Source organism: Hydrogenophaga sp. FW305-3-2-15-A-LB1, from assembly GCF_058787875.1.
Genome location: NZ_JBYTAE010000008.1, coordinates 32,025 through 53,537, shown reverse-complemented (window position 1 = coordinate 53,537; position 21,513 = coordinate 32,025). Strand labels below are relative to the sequence as shown.

Sequence of the window (21,513 nt, the reverse complement as noted above, 5' to 3'; positions counted from 1 at the left end):
TGTCAGGCCGCTTGCGGCAGCTTGCCGGCTTCGCCGAAGGTGGCGCGCAGGATCGGTTGCACCCAGCGCTGGAACGCCAGGCCGGTGGCCAGGCCCATGCAGAGCCAGAACGTCAGCGAGACCCAGGTGGTCGCCCAGACGAACTGGGTGCCGAGGTCGCGCAGCACGGCCTGGGCTTCGCCCTGGAAACCGGCCAGCGGGTCGGCGGTGATGTGCGGCGCACCGACCACGTAGGGCAAGGCCAGCAGCGCAGCCGCCAGCAGCCAGCGCAGAGGGCTCTTGAGGCCCGCCACGGAGGCACAGGCCAGTGCCGCGCTCACGGCGGCCAGGATCCACCAGCCCTGGCGCGAACCCAGGCGGGCGGCGTCCATGCCGGGGATCTCGGCGTGCAGGCCGATCGAGGGCCAGAAGTGGAACACCAGCCAGCCGGCGGCGGCGGTCGCCAGGGCCAGTGGCAGCGCGCGCAGCGTGGTGCCGCGCCACAGGGCCACGCCCATCACGGCGAATACCAGCAGCGCCATGCTGAAGGCGTGCAGCACGTTGGCGGCGAAGGTCCAGGCGGTGCGCTCGAAGCCGTCGGCCGGGGCCCACTCTTCGGCTTCCTCGGCCATGGCATGGCCTTCGTGAGCGGCATGGCCGCCGGCCGGCGCGGCTTCGGTGGTGGTGGCGGGCGCTTCGATCTTCTGGTCTTCGTAGACCTCGGCGGCCAGGATGATGGGCACGGCCTGCAGCTGCTGCACACCGGTCTGCACGACGCCCACGGCGAAGGCCACGGCCAGGCTGGCCCAGATCAGTCTTTGAAAAATCATGATGGCGGCTCCTTCAGTGGCAGGGTTTGACCGTCACGTGGCGCACGTCGTGCGCCGCGTTGTGCGCGACCGGGCTCTCGGCGAACGCCACGCCGTAGAGAACCACCAGCCCGAGGGCGGCGGCGGCGGCCAGTTGCAGCAGCAGGCTGCGCACGGCGGACGTGACGCCCGAGGGCGCCGTGGTGCTGGTTCCATTCATGTGGTGCTCCATTTCAAGAAGGGTTGAGGCGTGCGAACAAGGAAGCCGGGGCGCCGCGCCTTTCGGCGCTCCGGCAGGAAACGAGGGCTCATGCGTCGGACACCATGAGGTTGGGCGGCAGGCGCGCGAGGATGCCGCTGCGCAGGCGCGCGGGCCGCTCGTTGCGCAGCAGGTTGCCGTCGCTCGCGGCCGCGTGCATGCCGGCGCAGACGAGCACGTGCTCGGCCGTCTCGGCATCGGGCACCAGATCGCCGAACAGGTAGGTGTGTTTGCCCGGCGCCTGAAAGGCCACCGAGCAGGCGCGCGAGCAGCTGCTGAGGCAGGCCATGCCGCGCACGCGCACCAGGGGTTCGGCGTCGCGCCCTTGCGCGGCCAGCACGGCCTCGAACAGCAGCGCGCCGGCCGCGGGCTCGTCGCGCGAGGCGCCGGGTGGGCGGCAGGTGGTGCAGACGATCACTTCGGTGAGGGGTGTCAGGGACATGGTGTGGACAGCGTGGTCAGGCCGGCAGGCGGTGTTCGGCGTGCCAGCGCCCGGCCCAGGCCGCGCACCGGCCCAGGGGCCGCAGGGGGTCGTCGAAATCCACGACGACGATGTGGCCCGCCGAGCGCGGGGCCGTGGGTTGTTCGAGCGTGCGGCCGTCGGTGAGTAGCCACAGGCAATCACCGCCCGCCGCGCCGCGCTGCCGCTGGGCCTTGCGCAGCAGGCGATCGGCCTCCTGCAGGCAGGCCGACAGCGGCGTGCCGCCGCCCCCGCCCACCGGCCGCACGCGCGCGCTGCCGGCCGCACGGGCCGGGCCGGGTGGCAGCAGCAGCTGCACGCCCTGGCCGCCGAAACACAGCAGCGCCACGTGATCGCCCGCGCGCGCGGCCTGCTCGATCAGGCGCGCGGCAAAACCCTTGGCCCAGGCCAGCCGCCCGCCCCGGCGCATCGAGCCCGAGGTGTCGAGCGCGATCAGGTGCAAGGGGGGCGTGCGCAGGCTCACCGCCCGGTGGCGCAGGTGCGCGGGCGCCAGGCGCTGCGGGCCCTTGGCCACCAGCGTGCGCAACCAGTGAATGCCGGCGCCCACCGTTTCGGCAGGACGCGCCGCGTGCCGGGCCAGGCTCGGTTTCGGGGAGAGGTTCGGGGTGGGCCACCGCCGACCGTCGGGCGCCGTGGGCGCGCGCGGGCCGGGGTGGCTCATGCTTTTTTTGGGGGCCAGGCCCCCGTGTGTTTCACCCGCGCCATGGCCTCGGGCTGCGGCGGCAACGCGCCCCAGTCGCCTTCGGGGGCGCTCCCGTTCGACGGAGCAGCACCCTGCCCACCCGCTGGCGGGCTGGATGCGCGAGGGGCCGGCGGGGCGGCGCTGTCGGGCGAGCGGCGGTGCGCCAGTGCGAGTTCGGCCACGGCGTCCACGTCGTCCACGCTGACCGCATCGCGCTGCTCCAGCGCGGCCAGGGCGCGCGCGGCGCGCAGCATGACGAGGTCGGCGCGGATGCCGTCGACACCGGCGGCCAGCGCGAGGTTCGCGGCGTGCTGCACCACGGCGTCGGTCCACGGCAACCCGTTCAGGGCGGCGCGCGCGCTGGCCAGGCGCGCCACGAGTGCCGCCTGTGCCTCGGCGTGCCGCGCCAGCAGCGCCTGCGGGTCGGCATCGAAGGCCAGGCGCGCGCGCACGATGGCCTGGCGCTGCGCGGCATCGTCCGGGTTGGTGAGCGACACCGAGAGGCCGAAGCGGTCCAGCAGTTGCGGGCGCAGCTCGCCCTCTTCCGGGTTCATGGTGCCCACCAGCACGAATTGCGCGGCGTGCTGGCGCGAGACGCCGTCGCGCTCGACGGTGTTCACGCCGCTGGCGGCCACGTCGAGCAGCGCGTCCACCAGCGCATCGGGCAGCAGGTTGACTTCATCGACGTACAGCACGCCGCCGTGCGCGCGCGCCACCAGGCCGGGCGCCAGCCGCACCTGGCCGTCGCGCAGCACGTCTTCGAGGTTGAGCGTGCCCACCAACTGCTCCAGGCTGGCGGCCAGCGGCAGCGTGACGAAGGGCGCCTGCGGCAGCAGCGCGGCCAGCGCGCGCGCCGAGGTGGACTTGGCCGTGCCGCGCGGACCGCTGATGAGCACCCCGCCCATGCCGGGGTCGATGGCGGCCAGCAGCAGCGCGCGCTGCAGGTCGCCATGCCCCACCAGGGCGGTGAAGGGAAAGGCCGCCGGGGACGCGGCCTGCAGTTCGGGAACGGCGGTGTTCATCATGCTCAGGGTCCTTGGTCTTCCAGCGTCTGTTCCAGCGCCAGCAGGTGCTGTTCGATGCGTTCGCGGTGCTCGCCCGGCTCGGCCCACAGGCCGCGCTGCATGGCTTCGAGCAGGCGCTCGCCGATGCCGCGCAGGGCCAGCGGGTTGTGTTGCTGCAGGAAGGCGCGCGTGGCGTCGTCGTGCAGGTAGGCCTCGGCCACCAGCGCGTACTGGTGGTCGCCGACCACGCCGGTGGTGGCGTCGAAGGCGAACAGGTAGTCCACGGTGGCGGCGATCTCGAACGCGCCCTTGTACCCGTGGCGCTTCACGCCGTCGATCCACTTGGGGTTGACGGCGCGCGCGCGCACCACGCGGGCCACTTCCTCGCCGAGCGTGCGCACGCGCGGCGCGCCGGGCGTGCTGAAGTCGCCGTGGTACAGCGCGGCGGGGGCGCCGGCCAGGTGCTGCACGGCCGAGGCCATGCCGCCCTGGAACTGGTAGTAGTCGTCCGAGTCGAGGATGTCGTGCTCGCGGTTGTCCTGGTTGTGCAGTACCGCGTCCACGCGCGCCAGGCGCTGCTCGAAGGCGTCGCGCGCGGCCGTGCCGTGCCCGTCCTGCCCGTAGGCGAAGGCGCCGGCGCGCAGGTAGGCCTGCGCGAGGTCGGCGTTGTCGCTCCAGCGCCGGCTGTCGATCAGCTCCTGCAGCCCGGCGCCGTAGCCGCCGGGGCGCGGGCCGAACACGCGCCAGGTGGCCCGACGCTGCGCGTCCTCGTCCGCCGCGCCGGCCGCCACCGCTTCGGCGGCCTCGCGCCGCACCCGCGCGCGGATGGGGTTCACCTCGTCCGGCTCGTCGTCTTCCGGGATCGCGGCAACGGCGCGCACCGCTGTGTCGAACAGGTCGATCACGTTGGGGAAGGCGTCGCGGAAGAAGCCGGAGACGCGCAGCGTCACGTCGATGCGCGGCCGGTTCTTGATGGCCATGGGAAGCACCTCGATGTCCACCACCCGGTTGCTGCCGGGCGCCCACTTGGGCCGCACACCAAGCAGCGCAAAGGCCTGGCCGATGTCCTCGCCGCCGGTGCGCATGGTGCTGGTGCCCCACACCGACAGGCCGACCGCCGTGGGGAAGCGGCCGTGGTCCTGCAGGTGGCGCTCGATCACGCGGTCGGCCGCGAGCGCGCCCATGGCGTAGGCCGTGGGCGTGGGCACGGCGCGCGTGTCCACCGAATAGAAGTTGCGCCCGGTGGGCAGCACGTCGGGCCGGCCGCGCGAGGGCGCGCCGCTCGGGCCGGCGGGCACGAAGCGGCCCGCGAGGCCGCGCATCAGCTGGCCGATCTCGTTCGGTCCGCAGGCGTCGAGCCGGGGCGCGAGCGTCTGCCTCAGGCGCTGGATCACCGGGGCGGTGTGGGGCCAGGCCTGCGCATCGAGTGGGGCTTCGTCCGCACCCAGGTGCTGGTCCACCAGCGCGGCGGCCAGCAGCTCCAGCCGCTCGCGCGTGTGGCCGGCGTGGCGCCAGGGTTCGTCGCTCAGGCTTTGCAGCGCCTCGGGGCGCGGGCCGGCCCAGGCCTCGGCCCATTCAGGGCTGAGCGGGTCGAAGCCGTCCAGGCCGAGGTCGTTCGCCAGCGCCACCAGCAGGCTGCCCTGCCCTGCCGCCTGGCCGCCGGGGAAACGCGCGAGCGCCACCAGGGTGTCGGTGCGCTGGCGGCCCTGCGGCGACTGGCCGAGGATGTGCAGGCCGTCGCGGATCTGCGATTCCTTGATCTCGCACAGGTAGGCGTCGAGCTTCGCGAGCAGCTGTTCGCGCTGCGCCTCGTCGGCCGGTGGCTGGAAACCCAGCTCGCGGTGCAGCTGGTGCTTCAGCACCTGCGCCAGGATGCCCTCGCGCAGCAGCCTGGCGCGGCGCGGGTCGAGCGAGAGCGCTTCGTAGAACTCGTCCATCTGGCGCTCGAGTTCCTGCAGCGGTCCGTAGGTCTCGGCGCGCGTGAGCGCGGGCATGAGGTGGTCGATGATGACCGCCTGCGTGCGGCGCTTGGCCTGGCTGCCCTCGCCCGGGTCGTTGACGATGAAGGGGTACAGGTGCGGCAGCGGCCCCAGCAGGGCATCGGGCCAGCAGGCCGCGCCCAGGGCCACGCTCTTGCCGGGCAGCCACTCGAGGTTGCCGTGTTTGCCCACGTGCACCACGGCGTCCACCGCGAAGGCGCGCCGCAGCCAGAAATAGAAGGCGAGGTAGCCGTGCGTGGGCACGAGGTCGGCATCGTGGTAGCTGGCCACGAGATCGAGGTCGCGCCCGCGCGCGGGCTGGATGCCCACGAAGACCTGACCCAGGCGCAGGCCGGGCACCATGAAACGGCCGCCGCGTTGCATCGGGTCCTGCTCGGGCGCGCCCCAGAGCGCGTTCACCGCGGCCTGGCTTTCGGGCGGCAAGGCCTGGAAGTCGCGCAGGTAGTCGGCCATGGCCAGGCTCTGGCCCGCCGGCCGGTGGTGGTTGGCGTCGGTGTCGTTGGTGACGCCCTGCACCAGCCGCGCCATGAGTTCGTCGCCGCCCTCGGGCAGTTCGCCGGTGGCGTACCCCGCGTCGCGCAGGGCGCGCAGGATGAGCGCGGTGGAAGCCGGCGTGTCCAGGCCCACGCCGTTGGCCAGCCGCGCGTCGTCGTTGGGGTAGTTGGCGAGGATGAGCGCGACGCGCTTGTCGGCATGGGGCTTGTCGCGCAGCGCGCACCAGCGGCGCGCGAGTTCGGCCACGAAGCGGATGCGCTCGGGCTCGGGCTGGTAGCGCACCACGTCCACCTCGGTGCGCTCGCAGCGCCAGGCCAGGCCCTTGAAGCTGATGGCGCGCGTGCCGATGCGGCCGTCCACCTCGGGCAGCACCACCTGCATGGCGAGGTCGCGCGGCGCCAGGCCGTGCGGGTCGGCCTGCCATTGTTCCTGCGAGCAACCGGCGGTGATGAGCTGCAGCACCGGCGCGTCGCCGGCCAGCGCCACCGCCTCGGTGCTCTCAACGTCGAGCGAGGCCACCGCGAAACTGGTGGCGTTGAGCACCACGCCCACGCCGCGCTCGGCGGCCAGGGCCTGCAGCGTGGTCAGGCTGTCGGGGTTCTTCAGGGAGTCCACCGCCACCGCGAGGGCGTTGAGCCCTTCCTCGGCCAGGGCGGCGAGCACCGCGTCGAACACGGCGGTGTTGCCGGCCTGCAGGTGCGCGCGGTAGAACACCAGCAGCGCCACCGGCGCGCCGACGCGCCAGGGCACGGCGGCCTGCGGGGTGTAGGGCATCACCGGCGGCAGGGGCCGGGGCGGCGGCGGCCGGGGCCCCCGGCCGAAGGCCGCGTGGCCGATGAGCGAGAAGAAGGCCAACGCGTTGTCGCGCCCGCCTTCGCGCAGGCAGCGCCAGAGCCGGTCGCAGTCCTCGGGCGCGGCGGTGCTGCGCATCAGCAGTTGCGGGTCCTGCGCGTTGTCGCCCGAGAACAGGGCCAGCCACTGGCCGTGTTTCGCCGCCAGCGAGACCGCCTGCTCCACCACGTAGGCCCAGTCGCTCGGTGCGCCCAGGTGGTCGATGACGACCACGCGCGCGTGGCGCAGCACGTCGTCCACGTACATGTCGGTGGACGCGGGCTGGCGCAGCCACATCAGGTTGACCAGCCGCACGCTGGGGAAGTCGTCGCCCAGGCCGGCGGCCGCGTCGGCCAGCAGCGAGAGCGTGGTGTCGGCCGCGCTGAGCACCACGATGTCGCCGGGGGTCTGTTCCACGCGCACGATGCCCTGCCCGCCGTCTTCGACGTGGCCGCCCGGGCGCGTGGACAACAGGTGCATGTCAGGCCAGGCTGGTGTCGGCGCTCAGGGCCGACTGGAGTTCGCTCTGCAGCGTGTCGCGGTCGAGGTGGTCGCCGATGAACACCAGCCGCGTCGCGCGCGCTTCGTCGGCGCGCCAGGGGCGGTCGAAGTGGCTGTCGAAACGCTGGCCCACGCCCTGCACCACCAGGCGCATGGCCGCACCGGGCAAGGCCACGAAGCCCTTGACGCGGTAGATCTCGTGGCGCTGCACCAGGGCCACGAGCGCGTCCAGCAGGCGCTGGCGGTCGGGCACGTCCAGCGTGAGCGAGACCGAATCGAACTCGTCGTGGTCGTGGTCCTCTTCCTCGTCGTGGTGGGTCTTGCGCTGGTCGATCACGTCTTCCACCGCGCGCTCCAGACCGAGCAGCACGCCCAGGTCCAGCTTGCCGTGCTGCGCGTGCACCAGCTTCACACCGGCGGGGGTTTCGGCGCGGATGATGGCCTCCACCTCGGCCAGCGTGGCGGCATCCAGGCCGTCGGTCTTGTGCACCACCACCAGGTCGGCGGTGGCGAGCTGGTCCTCGAACAGCTCGGCCAGCGGCGAGTCGTGGTCCAGGTTCTCGTCGGCACGGCGTTGCGCGTCCACCGCCACCGGGTCTTCAGCGAAGCGGCCGGCGGCCACGGCCGGGGCGTCCACCACGGTCACGACGGCGTCCACCGTGAAGGCGTTGCGCAGCGCGGGCCACTGGAAGGCCTGCACCAGCGGCTTGGGCAGGGCCAGGCCGGAGGTTTCGATGACGAGGTGGTCGATCTGGTCGCGGCGCGCGGCGAGCTGCTCCATCACGGGCGCGAACTCTTCCTGCACCGTGCAACACAGGCAGCCGTTGGCGAGCTCGAACAGCTGGCCATTCTCTTCGCCGTTCTCGTCGCAGCCGATGCCGCAGCCGCGCAGCAGCTCGCCGTCGATGCCGAGTTCACCGAACTCGTTGACGATGACGGCGATGCGCCGGCCCTGCGCGTTCGTGAGCAGGTGGCGCAGCAGCGTGGTCTTGCCGGCGCCGAGGAAGCCGGTGACGATGGTGGCGGGGATCTTGCGGGTTTGCATCAGAGGTCTCCTATTCAGGGGCGAAGGGTGGGCAAGGCGAGCAGGCAGTCGACCAGCATCTGCGCAGCCTCACCCAGGCGGGGGCCGGGGCGCGAGAGCAGGTCCATGCGGTCGGCGTCGAGCTGGCAGACCTGCTGGCGGCGCAGCGCCTGCAGGCCGGCCCAGCCGGGGCGGTCGGTCATGCCCGAGAGCGTGGACTGGGGGCCGATGATCAGATCGGGCGAGCGGCGCACCACCATCTCGGGGTTGACGCGCGGGAACAGGCCGGCGTCGCCGCTCACGATGTTGACCAGGCCCAGGCGCGCGACGGTTTCGCCGATGAAGCTCTTGGCGCTGGCGGCGGTGGGGCCGATGCCGACCTCCACGTACACCGTGCGACCGCGCAGGGAAGCCGGCACGCGGCGCGCGGCGGCCTCGAGTTCCTGCTCGATGCGCCGCACGAGTTCGTGGGCGCGCGCCGTCTCGCCCAGCGACTGGCCGAGCGCGAGCAGCATGCGTTTGAGGTCGGCGTGGGTGCGCGCGTCGAAGGTCTGCACCGGCACGCCGAGTTCGGTCAGGCGCTCACCGGCGCGGCTGCGCGGCCCGAGTAGCACCATGTCGGGCCGCAGTGCCACGATGTGCTCGATCTGCGCGTCGGCCAGGCCGCCGACCTTGGGCAGCTTCGCCACCGTGCCCGGCCAGCTCGAATAGCGGTCGGTGCCGACCAGCTCGGCGCAGTGGCCGAGCGCGCACACGGCCTCGGTGAGCGACGGCGAGAGCGTGACGATGCGGTGCTGGGCGAGCGCGGGCACGGCCATGCCGCCGAGCAGCCCCAGCATCGCCAGCGTCGGCACGGGCGGCATCGCGCCCATCAGTCTTCAATGCCTCGCTGTGCGGGAACGCCGGCCTTGAAATGGTGCTTGATCAGCGTCATCTCGGTCACCGTGTCGGCCAGCTCGATGAGTTCGGCCGGCGCACCGCGCCCGGTGAGCACCACGTGAACGTGCGGCGGGCGCTCGCGCAGGCAGGTCAGCACGGCCTCCAGCGGCACCCAGCCGTAGCGCAGCGGGTACATGATTTCGTCCAGCACCACCATGAAGTGTTCACCGGCGCGGATGGTGGCCTCGGCCTTGGCCCAGCCCTCGCGCGCCAGCTCGGCGGAGTGGTCCAGGTCGCGGCTCTTCCAGCTGAAGCCGTCGCCCAGGCCTTCGATGGGAATGCCCAATTGTTCGAACAGCCGGTGCTCGCCGAAGCGCGCCGAGGGCACCTTCATGAATTGGTAGACCTTGACCGACTTGCCCCGGCCATGGGCGCGCAGCGCCAGGCCGAAGGCGGCCGTGCTCTTGCCTTTGCCGGTGCCGGTGTGCACCAGCACCAGGCCGCGCCGTTCGCCTTGGGGTTTGGGGGTGTCTCGCAGGACGGGAGGGGCTTCGATCTGCATGGTTCGGGCTCCGTGAAAAGAGGGTCAGCGGGGCAAGGCGACCCACTGGTCGCCCAGCGGATGGATCGCGATGCGGTGGTCAAAGACCTGTTCGAGGGCCTGGTGGGTGGCCGCGTCGTCGCAGGCGCCCTGGTGGTGCACGCGGCCCTGGGCCATCACCACCATCTGGTCGGCGTGCAGCGCCATGCCGATTTCGTGCAGCACACTGACGACGGTCTTGCCCCGGGCCACCAGCTCGCGCACCAGCAGCAGCCAGTCGGCCTGGTGCGGCGGGTCGAGGTTGGCGAGCGGCTCGTCCATCAGCATCACCTCGGCCTGCACCGCCAGCAGGCGCGCCAGCAGCACGCGCTGGCGTTCGCCGCCGGAGAGCGCACCCAGCGGGCGCTCGCGCCAGTCCCAGGCCTGGGTGGCGCGCAGGGCCTGCTCGACCGCGGCGCGGTCGGCCTCGGACGGTGGGGCCAGCCAGGGCTGGTGCGGCAGGCGGCCGAGCATGGCCACGTCCCACACGCTGAGGTCGTCCGCGCCCTGCTCGCCCTGCCCCAGCCAGGCCAGTCGGCGCGCGCGCTCGCGGCCGCGCCATTGCGCGAGCGGGCGGTTCAGCAGCTGCACCTGGCCGCTGTGCGGCAGCAGGCCGGCCAGGGTTTTCAACAGGGTGGACTTGCCCGCGCCGTTGGGACCGACGACGCTGGTCCAGCGCGCGGCAGGCAAGGCCACGTCGATGCCGTGCAGCACCGGCGTGCCGCCCAGCGCCACGCCGATGCCCTGGGCCTGCAGCGCGGCCGTCACAAGCCACTCCCCGGTCGGCGCCGCCGATGCATCAGCCACAGCAGGTAGCTGCCGCCCAACACGGCGGTGAGCACGCCCACCGGCAGTTCCTGCGGCGCGATGATCCAGCGCGCGAGCACATCGGCGGCCATCAACAGCAGGCCGCCCATCAAGGCGCTCAGCACGATCAGGCGGCCGTGCGTGGTCTTCACGATGGAGCGCACCAGGTGCGGCGAGGCCAGGCCCACGAAGGCGATCAGGCCAGTCTGTGCCACGGCCGCGCCGGTGGCCAGCGCCAGCACCGCCACCAGCACGGCGCGCACGGCCACCAGCGGCAGGCCCAGGCTGATCGCGGTGGCCTCACCCAGTGCCAGGCCGTCGAGCACGCGGCCGAGCGAGGCGGCCACCAGCAGCGCGGCGAGCCCCATGGCGGCCATCACGCCGCAGGCGGCCCAGCCCACGAAGCCGGTGCTGCCCAGCATGAAACCCTGCATGGCCTGCAAGGTGTCGGGCGAGGCGATGGTGACGAGGTCGCGCGCGGCGCCCAGCACCACGCCCACGATCACACCAGCCAGCAGCAGGCGCAGGGTGTGCTGCACGCCCTTGGCCAGCGCCAGCGTGAGCACCACGCCGATCACCGCGCCGGTGAAGGCCGCGCCGGTCAGGCCCAGGCGCACGGCCCATTGCGTGGCGAACGGCGTGGTGCCGAACAGGGCCAGCGCCAGGGCCACGCCGAGCGCCGCGCCCGAGGCGCTGCCCAGCAGATAGGGGTCGGCCAATGGGTTGCGGAACAGGCCTTGCGCCACCGCGCCGGCCAGGCCGAGCAGGCCGCCGGCCACCCAGGCGCCGAGCGTGCGCGGCAGGCGGATGTCCCACAGGATCTGCCAGGCCACCGGGTCGTGCCGGGCGTTGAGCACGCTGTCGAAGCCGGTGCTGCCCACGCCCGCGCCCAGCAGCAGCACGGCCGCCGCCGCGATCAGCAGCGCGCTGCCGAGCCAGAGGCTGTGGCGGGCGCCGCTCACTTCAAGCCCTTTTCGGTGATGCAGCGCGCCATGAGGCGCGCGGCCTCGGCCATGCGCGGGCCCGGGCGCACCAGCACGTCGGACTCCTCGGCCGTGAAGACGCAGAGGCGGCGCTCGCGCAGGGCGCGGATGCCGCGCCAGCCCGGCCGGGTTTCCAGGCCCTGCACGTTGCGCGCGCCGATCATGATGAGGTCGGGGTTGGCGCGCACCACGTACTCGGGGTTGACGCGCGGGAAAGGCCCCAGCGAGGGCGCGACGATGTTCTGCACGCCCAGGCGCGCCATCAGCTCGCCGATGAAGGAGCCGGTGCCGGCGGCATAGCCCCCGGTGCTCACCTCGTAGTACACGCGCAGCTGGCGCGCGCCCGGCGGCAGCGACTGCGCCACCGCCGACACGCTGGCGTCGATCGCGCGCCAGATGCGCTGCGCATCGGGCACCTCCAGCAGCTGGCCGAGCTTGCCCATGACGCGCTGCGCGTCGGCCGAGCTCTTGGGCTCCATCGCCAGCACCTTCACGCCCAGCGACTCCAGCCGCTGCACGCCGCGCGACGAGGTGGCCATGAGCGCCACGTCGGGTTTCAGGGCCACGATGGCCTCGATGTTGGGGTCGATGCCGCCGCCGGTCTGCGGCAGGGTGCGCACGAAGGCCGGGTGGTTGGAGTACCGGTCCACGCCGACCAGCCGTTCGCACTGGCCCAGCTCGCACACGGTTTCGGTCAACGAAGGCAGCAGGGAGACGATGCGCTGCGGCGATTGCGCCAGCGTCACGGTCACGCCGCGGTCGTCGGTCACTTCCACCCCGGCGGCGTGCGCCGCGCCGCCGATCAGCAGGCCGAGTGAGAGAAGGCGCCAGAAGCGGGTCATGGATCGGGCTTTCATTTCAGGGTCAGGGGCAGGCCCGCCGCCATCAGCGTGACGCGCTCGCAGGCGGCGGCCACGGCCTGGTTCAGGCCACCGAGCGCGTCCACGAAGGCGCGCACCTCGCGGCCCATGGGGATCACGCCCAGGCCGATCTCGTTGCCCACCAGCACCACCGGACCGCGCGCGGCACGGATGGCCTGGCACAGCTGGCGCGTGGGCCCGGCGGCATCGGCCGCCGCGCCCTCGGCGGGCATCAGCAGGTTGGTCAGCCACAGCGTGAGGCAGTCCACCACCACCAGGGTGTGCGGCGCGCTGTGTTCGCGCAGGGCCTCGGGCAGGGCCAGCGGTTCTTCCACGGTGACCATGCCGGGCACGCGCTCGGCGCGGTCGCGCTGGTGGCGCACGATGCGCTCGCGCATTTCCTCGTCCCAGGGCTGGCCGGTGGCGATCATCACCGCGCGGTGGGCGGTGTCCGTCGCCAGCCACTGGCGCGCGAGCAACTCCGCGCGGCGCGACTTGCCGCTGCGCTGGCCGCCGAGGATGAATTCGCTGCGCGCGATCTCAGCCATGCTGCGCCATCCATTGGGTGACGATGCGGTGCAGCTGCGCCACCCCATCGGTGAGCGCGGCGGGCCCGGGCTGCAGGATGTCGGCCGACTTGATCTCGAACAGCTGGCCGTGCTTCACCGCGTTCACGTCCTGCCAGCCGGCGCGCGCGGCCACCTTCTCGGGGCGGAATTTCTTGCCGCACCAGGAGCCGATCACAATGTCGGGGTTGCGGCGCACGATCTCGGCGCCGTCGGCAATGATGCGGTCCTTGCCCAGCGGCATGCGCGCGAGTTCGGGGAACACGTCGTCGCCCCCCGCGATGCCCATCAGCTCGGAGACCCAGCGGATGCCGCTGATGTGCGGCTCGTCCCATTCCTCGAAGAACACGCGCGGGCGGCGCTTGCCGCCGGCCTGCAGGGCCTGCACGGCGGCGCGGATGCCATCGAGCCGGGCCCGCGTGGCCTCGATCCAGGCCAGGCCTTCGTCGGCACAGCCCACGATCGCCGCCACCTGGTACAGCATGGACAAAATCTCTTCCACGCTGCGCTGGTTGAACACCGTCACCTGCACGCCCGCGCGGATGAGTTCGGCGGCGATGTCGGCCTGCAGGTCGGAGAAGCCGAACACGCAGTCGGGTTGCAGCGCGAGGATCTTGTCGATCTTCGCGTTCAGGAAGGCGCTGACCTTGGGCTTCTCGTCGCGCGCCCGGCGCGGCCGCACGGTGTAGCCGGAAATGCCGACGATGCGGTGCTCCTGCCCGAGCAGGTACAGCCACTCGGTGGTTTCTTCGGTCAGGCAGACGATGCGCTGCGGGCCAAGGGTCGGCGGGTTCATGCGGCACCTCCTGCAAGGAACAGCGAGGCCGCCGCCGCCGGGCTGGACGGGAACCAGGCGTGGAAGTAACTCGCCTGCACCGGGCCCACGCGGTACACGGCTTCGCCGGCACCACCGCGCGCCCGTTCGGCGTGGCGCACCGGCTGCAGCGGGGTCTCGCAGCGCGAGTAGTGAAAGGTGTGGCCGCGCAAGGTGCCCGCGGGCAGCGGCAGTTGCTGCGGCCCCAGGGCCGCCAGCCGCTTCTGCATGAGCACCTGGCCCGGCAAGAGGCCCCAGGTGGCGGCGGCATGGCCGTCGCTGGACATCATTTGATCGAACAGCGGCATCATGCCGCCGCATTCTGCCCACACCGGCCGCCCGGCCTGGGCATGCGCGCGCAGGCCGTCTCGGGTGCGGGTGGCCGCCGCCAGTGCGTCGGTGTGCAGTTCGGGATAACCGCCGGGCAACCAGACCGCGTCGCACGGCGGCAGCGGCTCGTTGGCCAGCGGCGAGAAGAAAACCAGCTCGGCGCCGAGCGCGCACAGCACATCCAGGTTGGCCGGGTAGATGAAACAGAAAGCCGCGTCGCGCGCGATGGCGATGGTCTTGCCCGTGAGCAAATGCGCGTCGACCGGCACCTCGGCGGGCACGTCGAACGCCACCGACCAGCGCCCCAGCGCGTCACCCTCCATCCGGCCCAGCGGCGTGCGCGACAGCGCGTCGGCGGCGGCGTCGAGCCGGGCCAGCGCGTCGGGCAGCTCGGCGGCCACGGTCAGGCCCAGGTGGCGCTCGGGCAGCGAGAACGCCGCGTCGCGCATGACCGCACCCAGGAACTGGGCCTCGTCACCGGCCAGCGCCTCGCGCAGCATCTGCGCATGGCGCTCGCTGCCCACGCGGTTGGCCAGCACGCCGGCCCAGGGCAGGCCGGGGCGGAAATGGCGCAGGCCAAATGCCAGCGCACCGAAGGTGCCCGCCATGGCCGAGGCATCGATCACCGCGAGCACCGGCAGGCCGAAGCGCTGCGCCAGGTCGGCCGCGCTGGGTTCGCCGTCGAACAGGCCCATCACCCCTTCGACCACGATCAGGTCGGCCTGCCCGGCGGCTTCGTGCAGGCGGGCGCGGGCATCGTCTTCGCCCGTCATCCACAGATCGAGGTTGTGCACCGGGTGCCCGGTGGCCAGCGCGAGCCAGTGCGGGTCCAAGAAATCGGGCCCGCATTTGAAGGCCCGCACACGCCGACCGGCGCGCGTGTGCAGGCGCGCCAGTGCCGCGGCCACGGTGGTCTTGCCCTGGCCTGAAGCCGGGGCAGCCACCAGGATGGCCGGGCAATGCCGCGTCACCGCTGCGGCGCCCAGTTGAGGGTGACGAAGGCCGCGCGGCCCGGCTGGTTGTAGCCGTACGCGGTCTCATAGAACTTGTCACCCACGTTGTTCAGGCGCAGGGCGACGGACCAGTCCTTGTTCACGGCGTAGCGGGCGTGCAGGTCCAGCGTGCCGAAGCCCGGCAGGCGGCGCGTGTTGGCGGCGTCGTCGAAACGCTCCGCCACGAGCTGCATCGACGCACCCCAGTTCCAGGCACCGATGCGGTGGTCCAGGCTGGCGGTCAGCACCTCGTCGGCGCGGCGTTGCAGCTTGCGTTGGTTGATCTCGTTGCGCGCGTCCAGCAACTCCAGGTTGGTGAACCAGCTCCAGGCACCGGCCGAGCCGGTGTAGGCCAGCGACCAGCCTTCGAGGCGCGCGCGAGGCACGTTGGCCACCGCCGGCTGCAGCGTGATGAAGCCGCGCACCCGGTTGTCGAAGCGGATGAGCTTCACTTCGTGCAATCCCTGGGTGTAGGTCAGCCCTGCTTCGCGGTTCTTGCCCCGCTCGGGTTGCGTGGTGGGATTGCCGTTGAAGAACGCTGAGACGTAGTACAGCGTGTTGAACGACGGCATCTTGAACGAGGTGCCGTAGGCCACGTGCGGGCGCCAGTTCGGCGTGAGCTGGAAGCCGTAGCTGGCGAAACCGGTGGTGGCGCCGCCGAACTGCGAGTTGTCGTCGCGCCGCAGGTTGGCCTGCCAGAGGTGCTGGCCGGCCTGGCCGGTCAGGCCCACGAAGGCCGCGTCCGTGGTGCGCGAGTTCACCGCGTAGGCCTGCGTGCCCGACACCTCTTCCTTGATCGACTCCAGGCCCACCAGCAGGTTGCCCAGCGCGGTGTTCCAGTCGTGCTGCAGCGTGGCCTGAGTCTGCGCGGTGTTGAACACCGAGGGCGTGGGCGAGGTCTCGAAACTGTCGGACCGGTCCTCGCTGCGCGAGAGGCGCAGCTGGGTGCGCGAATCGGCCGACCACTTGCGCTCCAGGCCCCAGCCCGTCACGCGGGTGGTGGTTTCCGAGCGCACGTTGAAGGTGCCCGGCCCCTGGTCGAACTGGCTGACGCCGTCGGCCTGGGTGAAGTTGACATCGGTCGTCCAGCCCGGCGCGATGGCCCAGCGCAGCGAGGCCGACAGGCTGTCCTGGTCGAAGCCGTCCTTGTCGGGGTTGTGGTTGCCGAAGGCCACGTTTCGGTTGGTCGACGAGAAGCCGTCCTCGCGCAAGGAACCCAGGCTGAGGTTGTAGGTGATCGTGTCGTTGCCACCGCTGATGCCGGCGGTGATTTCACGGTGCCCGAAGCTGCCGAGCGTGACGCTGGCCTGCGGATGGAAACCCTTCACGCCGCGCTTGGTGAAAACCTGCACCACGCCGCCCACCGCATCGCTGCCATAGAGGCCCGAGGCCGGGCCCTTGAGCACTTCGATGCGATCGATCGCGCTCAGCGGAATGTTGTCCAGCACGGCCGCACCGGAGGTGCTGGAGCCGTAGCGCACGCCGTCGATCAGCAGCAGCACGTGGCGGGTTTCGGTGCCGCGGATGAACAGGCCCGACTGCTTGCCCAGGCCGCCGTTGGACGACATCTGCAGGCCCGCGTTGCGCGACAGCACTTCGGACAGCGAGCGGCCCGCGGACTGCTGGATCACGTCGGCGTCGATCACGACGACGTCGCTGAGCACGGCATCGGTGCGGGTTTCGACCCGGGTGGCCGTGACCACCGTTTCCCTCAGGGTGGTGTCAGCGGAGGAAGAAGAGGAGGACTGAGCGTGGGCGACCGACGTGCCAAAGCCCGCCAGCAACGCCAGCGGTAGCGCGGCCAGGGGCGCGCGCAGGGTGCGATTTTTCATGATGAAGAAACAGACAGGAGACCCTCGCCATCTTCCCCGACGGCGCATGGGCATCACGGTGGAGCGTCTGTCGCCAGACGCACCACCACCTTGTTGGCCGGTATCCGGGCTGACAGACCGACCTCCATCGCCTTCCCAGATGACACGGCGTGTCGTCCAGTGGCTGTCGGATGGAGGCTGAGAGACCGTTCGCGCATGCGCTCATGGCCACTCGTCTGCTTACCGTTGCGGGGGCAGCGCAGGTTAGGTCCCATCCCTGGGGTGTGACCCTCCTGCTTCCCGTTGAACTGCGGCATGTGAACCACACCGCGAGCACCAACAACCGGCATTCTACGGCGCGCACACCCGGGGCAACCCTACAATGTGAAAACTTCGAGTCCCACCATGGCCGATCCCAAGCACTTTGATCAGATCACCGAACGTGTCGAGCGCCTGTTGCTGCGACACGAAGAACTGCAGCGCACCAACAGCCTGCTGGTGGAACAGGTGCATGCGCTGCAGGCCGAGCGCGACTCGCTCAAGTCCCGGCTGATGGCCGCCCGCGCCCGCATTGATGCCTTGCTCGATCGCCTGCCCCCCGGCATGACCGATGTCACCCCCGACACCCGCAAGGAACGGTCATGAGCGCCGCGTCGGGCCGCCCCAAGCCAGCTCGCACCGCAGTGCGAAGCACGGAGGTATTCCAATGAGCAAACCCGGCAGCAAACAGATTGAAGTGCAGATCATGGGCCAGAGCTACCTGCTCTCGTGCCCACCGGGTGGCGAGGCCTCGCTGCTCGACGCGGTGGAGCGCGTGGACACCGCCATGTGCCGCATCCGCGATGCGGGCAAGGTGAAGGCGCGCGACCGCATCGCGGTGCTGGCCTCGCTCAACCTCGCGTTCGAACTCTCGCAGAAGGAAGCCGAGAGCTTCCAGGCCTCGTCGTTCGGCCAGCCCGAGCAGAGCGCGTTCGCCGAAGCCGGTGGTGGCTTCGACAGCGAGCCGCTCGACCCCCAGACGCAGGCCCGCGTGGAAGAGCTGATGCGCCGCCTGGACCAGACGCTCGACAAGGACGGGCGCCTGCTCTGACGCGCCGCTGGTCACTGCGCGAGAATTTATCGACCGATGGTCCTCGTGGGCCGCATGCAGCGCCTACAATTTGAACCGTCTGCAGTGCGCGTCGGGCTTTATATTTCCTTGAACCAATGCTCATAGAGCCCGGGCTTGGTACATTGCGTGGCTGGTGCGAGCGTCTCGCGTCAGACGAACCCGAAGCCCCGCTGCCCTCGCCCACCTGAACCCCGGTTCAGGATGCCGGTCCGGCGGCACTTGCAGACACCTTTCATGCCTTTAGACCCCCTCCTGATTCTCGAGTTGGCCGCGCTCGGCCTAGGCACCGGTTTCCTGGCCGGCTTGTTGGGCATCGGTGGAGGCATGCTGATGGTGCCCTTCATCACCTTCATCCTCGCGGGGCGCGGTGTGGAAGCGGATCTCGCGGTCAAGATGGCCATCGCCACCTCCATGGCCACCATCATCTTCACGTCCATCTCCAGCGTGCGCGCGCACCACAAACGCGGCGCCGTGCGCTGGGACATCGTCAAGGGCCTCGCCCCCGGCATCGTGCTGGGCTCCGCCATTGCCAGCCTGGGCATCTTCGCCTTGCTCAAGGGCTCGTGGCTCGCGCTGTTCTTCGCGGCCTTCGTCGGCTTCTCAGCCACGCAGATGCTGCTCGACAAGAAACCCAAGCCCACGCGCACCCTGCCCGGCACCCCGGGCCTGGTGGGTGCCGGCGGCGTCATCGGCATGCTCTCCGGGCTGGTCGGCGCGGGCGGCGGTTTTGTCAGCGTGCCCTTCATGACCTGGTGCAACGTGAGCATCCACAACGCCGTGGCCACCAGCGCGGCGCTCGGTTTTCCCATCGCGCTGGCCAACGCCGTCGGCTACGTGATCGCGGGCCAGGGCCTGAAGGATCTGCCGGCCGGCTCGTTCGGCTACATCTACCTGCCCGCGCTGGTGGTGATCGCGCTCTTCAGCGTGTTGATGGCGCCGGTGGGCGTGAAGGCGGCGCATGCGCTGCCGGTGAAATCGCTCAAGCGCGTGTTCGCCGGCCTGCTGTACATGCTCGCCACCTACATGCTCTACAAGGGCATCACCGCCTGATCGAGACACGAAGCCAGCCGCCGTGGAGCCGTGCAAAAACGCCCTCCCGCCAAGGCACTGAGCGGCCTCCTCGCGAGGAAGTGTTGTTTTCCCCGCCAAAAACCCGCGTCTCCCCTGCGCAAAGCTTGAAAAAAGCGCGTTCTCCACCTTGGATTGCGGGTGCATCTCCATTAGCATCCGAGACACCAGTGAGAAAGCGCGTTTTCCGCTGGCGAATCGTCAACTTCTAGAAGGAAATTCAATCATGGCAACTGCGAAAAAAGCGCCCGCTAAAAAGGCGGCACCGGCCAAGAAGGCCGCTCCTGCGAAGAAGGCCGCTCCGGCCAAGAAGGCAGCCCCTGCGAAGAAGGCCGCTCCGGCCAAGAAGGCAGCCCCTGCGAAGAAGGCCGCTCCGGCCAAGAAGGCAGCTCCTGCGAAGAAGGCCGCTCCGGCCAAGAAGCGCACCCCCAACGCCGCGTTCATGAAAGCGCTGACCCCCAGCGCCGCTCTGGCCGCCATCGTGGGCAGCTCGCCCCTGCCGCGCACCGAAGTCACCAAGAAGATCTGGGACTACATCAAGAAGAACAAGCTGCAGGACTCGGTCAACCGCCGCATGATCAACGCCGACGCCAAGCTGAAGGAAATCTTCAAGAAGGCCCAGGCGTCCATGTTCGAAATGACCAAGCTGGTCAACGACCACCTGAAGTAAGCCTTCCTTCTTCACCTTCACGGGTGCAATGAAGATCAGCAAAGCCGGCGCAAGCCGGCTTTGCTGTTTTTGCGCCTTCGCGTCTCAGCATCGCGCGCGACATGTGAGAAACTGCAACAAAATTTTGACAATCCCTCAGGCATGACCGCCCGCCAGCCCGTGACCGCTTCGAAATTTCAAGAAGGCCAGGACCCACCATCGACGACCATGCCTCCGTTGCCACAGCAACGGCACAAGGTCGTGCTGGTGATCGACCTGGTGGAGTCGGTGCGGCTCATGGCGGCCAACGAAGCCGCGGTGGTGAACCAATGGCGCGGGTTCATGCACCACGCCACCTCTCAGGTGCTGCCCGCGTGCCGGGGTCGCCTGGTCAAGAGCCTGGGCGACGGCATGCTGGTCGAGTTCGACCAACCCACCGACGGCGTGCGGGCAGCCCTCGCCCTGCACCAATACTTCGCGCCGCTGAACCAGACGCTGCCGCCCGCCCAACAACTGCACCTGCGCGCCGGCCTCAACGCCACCAATCTGTATGTGGACGAGAACGACGTGTACGGCCACGGCGTGAACCTGGCCGCGCGCGTGGCCGACCTCGCCTCGCCCGGTGAAACCCTGGTGACCACCAGCGTGTTCGACGGCATCGTGGTCGGCGTGGACGCCGAGGTCGAAGACCGCGGGGAGAGTTACCTCAAGCACTGGCCCGAGCCGGTGCGCACCTGGCAGCTGTACCCGGTCTCCAGCACGTCGGCGGCCGTGCGCCCGCGCGTGCCCGAAGGCGCCGCCACCGACTTCCGCCCCTCCATCGCCGTCGTGCCCTTCGAGACGCGCAGCCACGCGGCCGAGCAGTTCGTGATCGGCGAGCTGATCGCCGACGGCGTGATCGCGCAACTCGCGCGCAGCCAGAACCTGCGCGTGATCTCCCGCATGTCCACCACCGCCTTCCGTGGCCGCCAGAGCAGCACGGACGAGATCGGCCAGCGCCTGGACGCGGCCTTCGTGCTCGGCGGCAGCTACGTGACCTACGGCGACAAGGTTGTCATCATGGCCGAGCTCTCCGACCGCAAGCGCGGCGAAGTGATCTGGGCCGACCGGCTCACCGGCGATACGCGCGACCTGCTCGAAGCCCAGAGCCAGTTGCTCGACGCCCTGTGCGCCGCCTGCGCCAAGGCCTTGCTCAACGACGTGGTGCAGCGCACGCTGGTGCTGCCCGTGCCACAGCTCGACAGCAATGCCCTGATGCTCGGCGGCATCACGCTCATGCACCGCTCCACGCCGCGCGACCTGCAGCGCAGCCTGCAGCTGATCGAGGCCGTGGTGGAGCGCCACAAACGCGTGGCCACGCCCTGGGCCTGGCTGGCCAAGTGGCACATCATGCAGGTGGTGCAAGGCCTCTCGAGTGAGCCGGCGCGCGACTTCCAGCGCGCCATCGACACCGCCGACCGCGCGCTCGACCTCGAACCCAGCAGCTCGCTGGCCATGGCGATCAAGGGCCATGCGCTGTGCCACCTCGGCGAAGACGTGGACGCCTCGTACCGGCTGCTGCAGGAGGCCACGCAGAGCAACCCGAACGATCCCATGGCCTGGCTGTACAACAGCGTGTGGTCAACGATGTGGGGCACGCCCGAGGATTCGATGACAGAGGCGGAGAAGGCATTGCACCTGTCTCCGCTGGATCCTCAGAAATACTATTTTGAGATGATGCTGGCGACGAGTTGCGCGTCCCTGGAGCAATGGGAAAGAGCCATCGAACTCTGTCGCTCTTCGCTCCAGAAAAACCGTTACCACCTACCGACCATACGCACGCTTCTGATCGCTCAACATGAATTGGGTTTCGAGAACGAGGCAAAGGAAACCTTCTCTCTGTTGATGCAGCTGCAACCGCATTTGACGGTGCAGCAGTATTTGGCTGCTGGCGGCGAAAGCCCGCTTCGACAGCGTGTCGCCAAAGCACTCACCCATCTCGGTCTTCGATTGCATTAA

21 protein-coding genes, 1 other RNA gene and 1 riboswitch are annotated in these 21,513 nt (G+C 70.5%); of the genes, 6 read left to right on the top strand and 16 right to left on the bottom strand.

Features of this window, described 5'->3' with window-relative positions; translation table 11 throughout:
• Window positions 1-2: 2 nt before the first annotated feature.
• The 16 genes from AC3WPZ_RS03975 to AC3WPZ_RS03900 all read right to left on the bottom strand — a co-directional run bounded on the left by AC3WPZ_RS03975 (window position 3) and on the right by AC3WPZ_RS03900 (window position 16,708).
• Window positions 3-809, bottom strand: coding sequence for a CbtA family protein (locus AC3WPZ_RS03975; RefSeq protein WP_444686811.1), 807 nt, complete (start codon window positions 807-809; stop codon window positions 3-5).
• A gap of 13 nt (window positions 810-822) precedes the next feature.
• Entirely contained in the window at window positions 823-1,008 is a 186-nt protein-coding gene (locus AC3WPZ_RS03970; RefSeq protein WP_382157056.1) for a CbtB domain-containing protein, read from the bottom strand.
• A gap of 88 nt (window positions 1,009-1,096) precedes the next feature.
• A complete protein-coding gene (locus AC3WPZ_RS03965; protein ID WP_382325452.1) occupies window positions 1,097-1,489 on the bottom strand; it encodes a DUF1636 domain-containing protein in 393 nt (130 codons plus the stop codon).
• 16 nt (window positions 1,490-1,505) lie between these two features.
• Entirely contained in the window at window positions 1,506-2,189 is a 684-nt protein-coding gene (locus AC3WPZ_RS03960; protein ID WP_444686812.1) for a vWA domain-containing protein, read from the bottom strand.
• The gene (locus AC3WPZ_RS03955) at window positions 2,186-3,232 is read right to left on the bottom strand and encodes a magnesium chelatase ATPase subunit I (RefSeq protein ID WP_382325637.1); all 1,047 of its coding nucleotides are present in this window, start codon (window positions 3,230-3,232) and stop codon (window positions 2,186-2,188) included. The genes AC3WPZ_RS03960 and AC3WPZ_RS03955 overlap by 4 nt, the downstream gene beginning before the upstream one ends.
• Window positions 3,233-3,237: 5 nt before the next feature.
• Window positions 3,238-7,020, bottom strand: coding sequence for a cobaltochelatase subunit CobN (cobN, locus tag AC3WPZ_RS03950; protein ID WP_444686813.1), 3,783 nt, complete (start codon window positions 7,018-7,020; stop codon window positions 3,238-3,240).
• Between the two features lies 1 nt (window position 7,021).
• Window positions 7,022-8,086 carry a cobalamin biosynthesis protein CobW gene (cobW, locus tag AC3WPZ_RS03945; protein ID WP_382157050.1) on the bottom strand — a complete coding sequence of 355 codons (1,065 nt, stop codon included), beginning with the start codon at window positions 8,084-8,086 and terminating at the stop codon, window positions 7,022-7,024.
• A gap of 14 nt (window positions 8,087-8,100) precedes the next feature.
• Window positions 8,101-8,937, bottom strand: a complete 837-nt coding sequence (locus AC3WPZ_RS03940) for an ABC transporter substrate-binding protein (protein WP_444691251.1) — start codon at window positions 8,935-8,937, stop codon at window positions 8,101-8,103.
• Window positions 8,937-9,506, bottom strand: a complete 570-nt coding sequence (gene cobO, locus AC3WPZ_RS03935; protein ID WP_382325458.1) for a cob(I)yrinic acid a,c-diamide adenosyltransferase — start codon at window positions 9,504-9,506, stop codon at window positions 8,937-8,939. The genes AC3WPZ_RS03940 and cobO overlap by 1 nt, the downstream gene beginning before the upstream one ends.
• A 24-nt stretch (window positions 9,507-9,530) precedes the next feature.
• On the bottom strand, window positions 9,531-10,292 hold the full coding sequence (locus AC3WPZ_RS03930) for an ABC transporter ATP-binding protein (RefSeq protein ID WP_382325460.1): 762 nt from the start codon (window positions 10,290-10,292) through the stop codon (window positions 9,531-9,533).
• Window positions 10,289-11,293 carry a FecCD family ABC transporter permease gene (locus AC3WPZ_RS03925; RefSeq protein WP_382325462.1) on the bottom strand — a complete coding sequence of 335 codons (1,005 nt, stop codon included), beginning with the start codon at window positions 11,291-11,293 and terminating at the stop codon, window positions 10,289-10,291. Before AC3WPZ_RS03925 ends, AC3WPZ_RS03930 begins: the two co-directional genes overlap by 4 nt.
• On the bottom strand, window positions 11,290-12,156 hold the full coding sequence (locus AC3WPZ_RS03920; protein WP_444687487.1) for an ABC transporter substrate-binding protein: 867 nt from the start codon (window positions 12,154-12,156) through the stop codon (window positions 11,290-11,292). Before AC3WPZ_RS03920 ends, AC3WPZ_RS03925 begins: the two co-directional genes overlap by 4 nt.
• Before the next feature lie 11 nt (window positions 12,157-12,167).
• Window positions 12,168-12,722 carry a bifunctional adenosylcobinamide kinase/adenosylcobinamide-phosphate guanylyltransferase gene (locus AC3WPZ_RS03915; RefSeq protein WP_382325464.1) on the bottom strand — a complete coding sequence of 185 codons (555 nt, stop codon included), beginning with the start codon at window positions 12,720-12,722 and terminating at the stop codon, window positions 12,168-12,170.
• The gene (locus AC3WPZ_RS03910) at window positions 12,715-13,536 is read right to left on the bottom strand and encodes a cobalamin-binding protein (RefSeq protein WP_382325466.1); all 822 of its coding nucleotides are present in this window, start codon (window positions 13,534-13,536) and stop codon (window positions 12,715-12,717) included. Before AC3WPZ_RS03910 ends, AC3WPZ_RS03915 begins: the two co-directional genes overlap by 8 nt.
• A complete protein-coding gene (locus AC3WPZ_RS03905; RefSeq protein WP_492438312.1) occupies window positions 13,533-14,870 on the bottom strand; it encodes a cobyrinic acid a,c-diamide synthase CobB in 1,338 nt (445 codons plus the stop codon). The genes AC3WPZ_RS03910 and AC3WPZ_RS03905 overlap by 4 nt, the downstream gene beginning before the upstream one ends.
• Entirely contained in the window at window positions 14,852-16,708 is a 1,857-nt protein-coding gene (locus tag AC3WPZ_RS03900) for a TonB-dependent receptor domain-containing protein (RefSeq protein WP_382157034.1), read from the bottom strand. The genes AC3WPZ_RS03905 and AC3WPZ_RS03900 overlap by 19 nt, the downstream gene beginning before the upstream one ends.
• A gap of 78 nt (window positions 16,709-16,786) precedes the next feature.
• Window positions 16,787-17,043: riboswitch (cobalamin riboswitch) on the bottom strand.
• A 49-nt stretch (window positions 17,044-17,092) separates the two neighbouring features.
• Here AC3WPZ_RS03900 and AC3WPZ_RS03895 point away from each other — a divergent pair.
• From AC3WPZ_RS03895 to AC3WPZ_RS03870, 6 genes are all read left to right on the top strand, one after another.
• A complete protein-coding gene (locus AC3WPZ_RS03895; protein WP_382325470.1) occupies window positions 17,093-17,332 on the top strand; it encodes a DUF904 domain-containing protein in 240 nt (79 codons plus the stop codon).
• A gap of 61 nt (window positions 17,333-17,393) precedes the next feature.
• Window positions 17,394-17,777 carry a cell division protein ZapA gene (locus AC3WPZ_RS03890; RefSeq protein WP_297401080.1) on the top strand — a complete coding sequence of 128 codons (384 nt, stop codon included), beginning with the start codon at window positions 17,394-17,396 and terminating at the stop codon, window positions 17,775-17,777.
• A gap of 73 nt (window positions 17,778-17,850) precedes the next feature.
• Window positions 17,851-18,030: non-coding RNA, 6S RNA (gene ssrS / locus AC3WPZ_RS03885), on the top strand.
• Between the two features lie 2 nt (window positions 18,031-18,032).
• Complete coding sequence (locus AC3WPZ_RS03880) at window positions 18,033-18,848, top strand: sulfite exporter TauE/SafE family protein (RefSeq protein ID WP_291111312.1); 816 nt, start codon at window positions 18,033-18,035, stop codon at window positions 18,846-18,848.
• 244 nt (window positions 18,849-19,092) lie between these two features.
• Window positions 19,093-19,536 (top strand): SWIB/MDM2 domain-containing protein, encoded by a 444-nt coding sequence (locus AC3WPZ_RS03875; RefSeq protein ID WP_291111314.1) that lies wholly within the window; start codon window positions 19,093-19,095, stop codon window positions 19,534-19,536.
• 207 nt (window positions 19,537-19,743) lie between these two features.
• Complete coding sequence (locus tag AC3WPZ_RS03870; RefSeq protein ID WP_492438287.1) at window positions 19,744-21,513, top strand: adenylate/guanylate cyclase domain-containing protein; 1,770 nt, start codon at window positions 19,744-19,746, stop codon at window positions 21,511-21,513.